Origin of the sequence: Moorena sp. SIO4A5 (genome assembly GCF_010672005.1) — a bacterium.
Taxonomy (GTDB): Bacteria; Cyanobacteriota; Cyanobacteriia; order Cyanobacteriales; family Coleofasciculaceae; genus Moorena.
The window spans coordinates 1-3,285 of record NZ_JAAHHZ010000547.1 but is presented as its reverse complement, the minus strand read 5'-3'; the positions used below and the strand labels follow the sequence as shown (position 1 = coordinate 3,285).

At 45.1% G+C, this 3,285-nt stretch carries 4 protein-coding genes; 3 read left to right on the top strand and 1 reads right to left on the bottom strand.

Annotation, left to right across the window (positions count from 1 at the left end; translation table 11 throughout):
• The 3 genes from dusB to rpsU form a co-directional block, all read left to right on the top strand.
• The coding region (dusB, locus tag F6K57_RS40750; protein WP_293074645.1) for a tRNA dihydrouridine synthase DusB at positions 1–731 on the top strand (731 nt) is incomplete at its 5' end.
• Between the two features lie 352 nt (positions 732–1,083).
• A complete protein-coding gene (locus F6K57_RS40745) occupies positions 1,084–2,295 on the top strand; it encodes a transposase (RefSeq protein ID WP_293074643.1) in 1,212 nt (403 codons plus the stop codon).
• A gap of 164 nt (positions 2,296–2,459) precedes the next feature.
• Entirely contained in the window at positions 2,460–2,639 is a 180-nt protein-coding gene (rpsU, locus tag F6K57_RS40740) for a 30S ribosomal protein S21 (protein ID WP_008186741.1), read from the top strand.
• 218 nt (positions 2,640–2,857) lie between these two features.
• On the opposite strand, the gene F6K57_RS40735 is transcribed toward rpsU, so the two are convergent.
• A partial coding sequence (locus F6K57_RS40735; RefSeq protein WP_293074641.1) for a BRCT domain-containing protein occupies positions 2,858–3,285 on the bottom strand: 428 nt, incomplete at its 5' end.

Genomic DNA, 3,285 nt, shown 5'->3' with positions numbered 1-3,285 from the left:
TGGCTCAAGCGGCACAAAGGGCAGTGGCAGAAGGGGCAGATACTGTGGATATCAATATGGGTTGCCCTGTTAATAAAATTACTAAAAATGGTGGCGGGTCTGCCTTACTGCGAGATCCAGAAACGGCAGAAGCAATTGTACAATCAGTAGTCAAGGCAGTGGAGGTACCTGTAACGGTCAAAACCCGTATTGGCTGGACTGATCAGGAGATCAATGCGGTAGAATTTGCCCAACGTATGGAAGATGCCGGGGCTCAGATGTTGACCCTCCATGGCCGTACTCGTGACCAGGGGTATAATGGCTCGGCTCGCTGGGAATGGATTAAGCGGGTAAAAGATGTGCTGTCTATCCCAGTGATTGCTAATGGGGATATTTTGTCCGTCGATGCAGCAGTGCGCTGCTTGGAAGAAACCGGTGCTGATGGGGTAATGTGTTCTCGGGGAACCCTGGGCTATCCCTTTCTAGTCGGAGAAATAGACTATTTCCTGAAAACCGGACAACTGTTACCCCCAACCACACCAGTACAACTGCTTGAATGTGCTAAGGAGCATTTACAAGGTCTATGGCACTATAAGGGGGAGCGGGGTATTTATCAATCCCGGAAACACATGAGTTGGTACGCGAAAGGGTTTCCCGGAGCAGGGGAATTGCGTCAGAAACTCAGTAGAATAGAGACGGTTGACCAAGGAGTTGAGTTGATTGAAAATGCGATCGCTAAACTTCATCCGTAAGCAATCAGCCGTCAGCCGTCAGCCGTCAGCCCTGAGCTTTTAGCTCATGCGTGCGCGTTCAGCCACGCTACTTAAGGTGCCGTCAGCCTTTGCATAATAGCTGGTTGCTGATAGCTTATAGCTGATAGCTAGCTGCTGATAGCTTATAGCTTACCTTCATCTTAATCAACCCTAATTTTTTAAATAATTTTTTTATCCCAGTATTTTTACCAAAAATATTGGGTTTAAAGCCCCGTCCTTCTAGGACGGCTTTTTTTTTTAGAATCTATATTGACAGTTGTCGCCAAGCATGTTAATTTTGGAGTTTATCGAAACAGATCGATCTTCGTTCGCGGAGCGTGACCTTAGGTCAATGATCATTCTAGAGTTCAAAGCATGGGGCAAAAAACACCAATATTCAGCTATAGACGAAGCTATTCGGACAGTGAAGTTTATCCGTAATAGCTGTATTCGCTTGTGGTTGGACAACAAAGGAACTGGGAAGTACGACCTTAGCAAATATTGCAAGGTTTTGGCCAAACAGTTTCCTTTTGCTAATGAGTTGAACTCTAGTGCTCGTCAGGCCGCGTCCGAACGAGCATGGTCATCAATCGCGAAATTTTACGACAATTGCAAGAAAAAGGTACCCGGAAAGAAAGGGTTTCCCAAGTTCAAGAAAAAGGTGAGATCGGTTGAGTATAAGCAATCAGGATGGAAATTGTCCCCTGATAAAAAATCAATCACTTTCACAGATAAAAAAGGAATTGGGAAGCTTAAACTCAAGGGTAAATGGGACTTGTGGCGCTTTGATAAGAAACAAATTAAGCGGGTTAGAATAGTTTGGCGAGCAGATGGGTACTATGTCCAGTTCTGCGTTTCAGTCGATATCAATGAAGAATTAGAATCAACCGGTAAAACTATCGGACTGGATGTAGGACTTAAAGATTTTTACACTGATTCTGATGGGAATACTGAACCTAACCCAAGGTTTTATCGAAAGGGAGAAAAGCGCCTTAAGTTCTATCAGCGTCGAGTATCCCGAAAAAAGAAAGGCTCATCCAACCGTAAAAAAGCCGTTAATAGATTAGGCAGGACACATCTCAAGATAAGTAGGCAACGTGAAGAACATGCCAAGAGACTCGCACGTTGCGTAATCCGGTCTAACGACTTGGTCGCCTACGAAGACTTAAGAGTAAAAAATCTAGCAAAAAATCATTGTCTTGCTAAGTCTATTAATGATGCAGGTTGGTATCAGTTCCGAAAATGGATGGAGCACTTTGGCGTCAAGTTTGGCAGAATAACCGTTGCAGTTAATCCTGCCTACACTAGCCAGAACTGTTCTAGTTGTGGTGAAGTGGTCAAAAAGTCGCTATCAACTCGAACTCATACTTGCAAGTGTGGGTGCGAACTAGACAGAGACCACAACGCCGCCATCAACATTAGAACAAGAGCCTTGAGTACGGTGGGGCACACCGGAACTTGGATCATTGATCCGAACGCTTGCGGAGAATCAACCTCTACTCTTCCTGATTCCGGTCTGGTTGAGCAAGTTGGCTCGTTGAAGCAAGAATCCCCGTTCTTCTAGGACGGGGAGTGTCAAGGTATAATCACCCAGGCAGATTCTGTCGGGTATTCACCCTGCTGGGTAATATCCTGTCACGTCTTGTTATCAGCAATATTGCTAGATAGTATAATTGTATGATAGTATAGGTAGAATTTTTTGTTCAAATTTAGGAGGATTAATTTAGTATGACCCAAGTGGTTGTCGGTGAAAATGAAGGTATTGAGTCAGCCCTGCGTAGATTTAAGCGACAAGTCTCTAAAGCAGGAATTTTTGCTGATATGAAGCGTCTACGTCACTTTGAGACTCCCATTGAAAAGAAAAAGCGCAAAGCGATCGCTCGCAGACGCAAGCGTCGTTACCGCTAAACCTTCAATTGACACTGTCAACACTCCCCGGTCATCAGACGCGGGGTTTTTTGCTGGGCTTACTCCCTCCCTATCACCTGACCGGTTGAAGCAACCACAGTAAGGGAATCGGGAATCGGGAATCGGGAATCGGGAATCGGGAATCGGGAATCGGGAATCGGGAATCGGGAATCGGGAATCGGGAATCGCTAACGTAGATTTGTTTGGAATAGGTTCAGTTAAAGCAAGTCCAACAACTGGGATTCACTTAATTGGGTAATTCCTAATTCTTTAGCCTTTTCTAACTTAGAACCAGCATCTTCCCCAACCACCAAATAATCAGTTTTGGCACTAACTGAACTAGTAACCTTACCACCAGCGTTTTGAATCAAGTCTTTCGCGTCACTACGCTTGAGGGTAGGCAAGGTGCCAGTAATCACAAAGGTTTTTCCGGTTAAGGGTTGGGTTTTATCTAGCGCTCTAGTTTTAGTAGAGGCTTCTAACTGTAAACCCGCTTCTCGCAATCGAGTAATCAAGGTCTGGTTGCTGGAAATCTGAAACCAACCCCAGACAGACTGAGCAATTTCTGGTCCAATGCCGTAGATTCCCTCAATATCGGTGACGGTTGCTTGAGCCAACTGCTCAATGGTAGGAAAAGTCTGGGCAA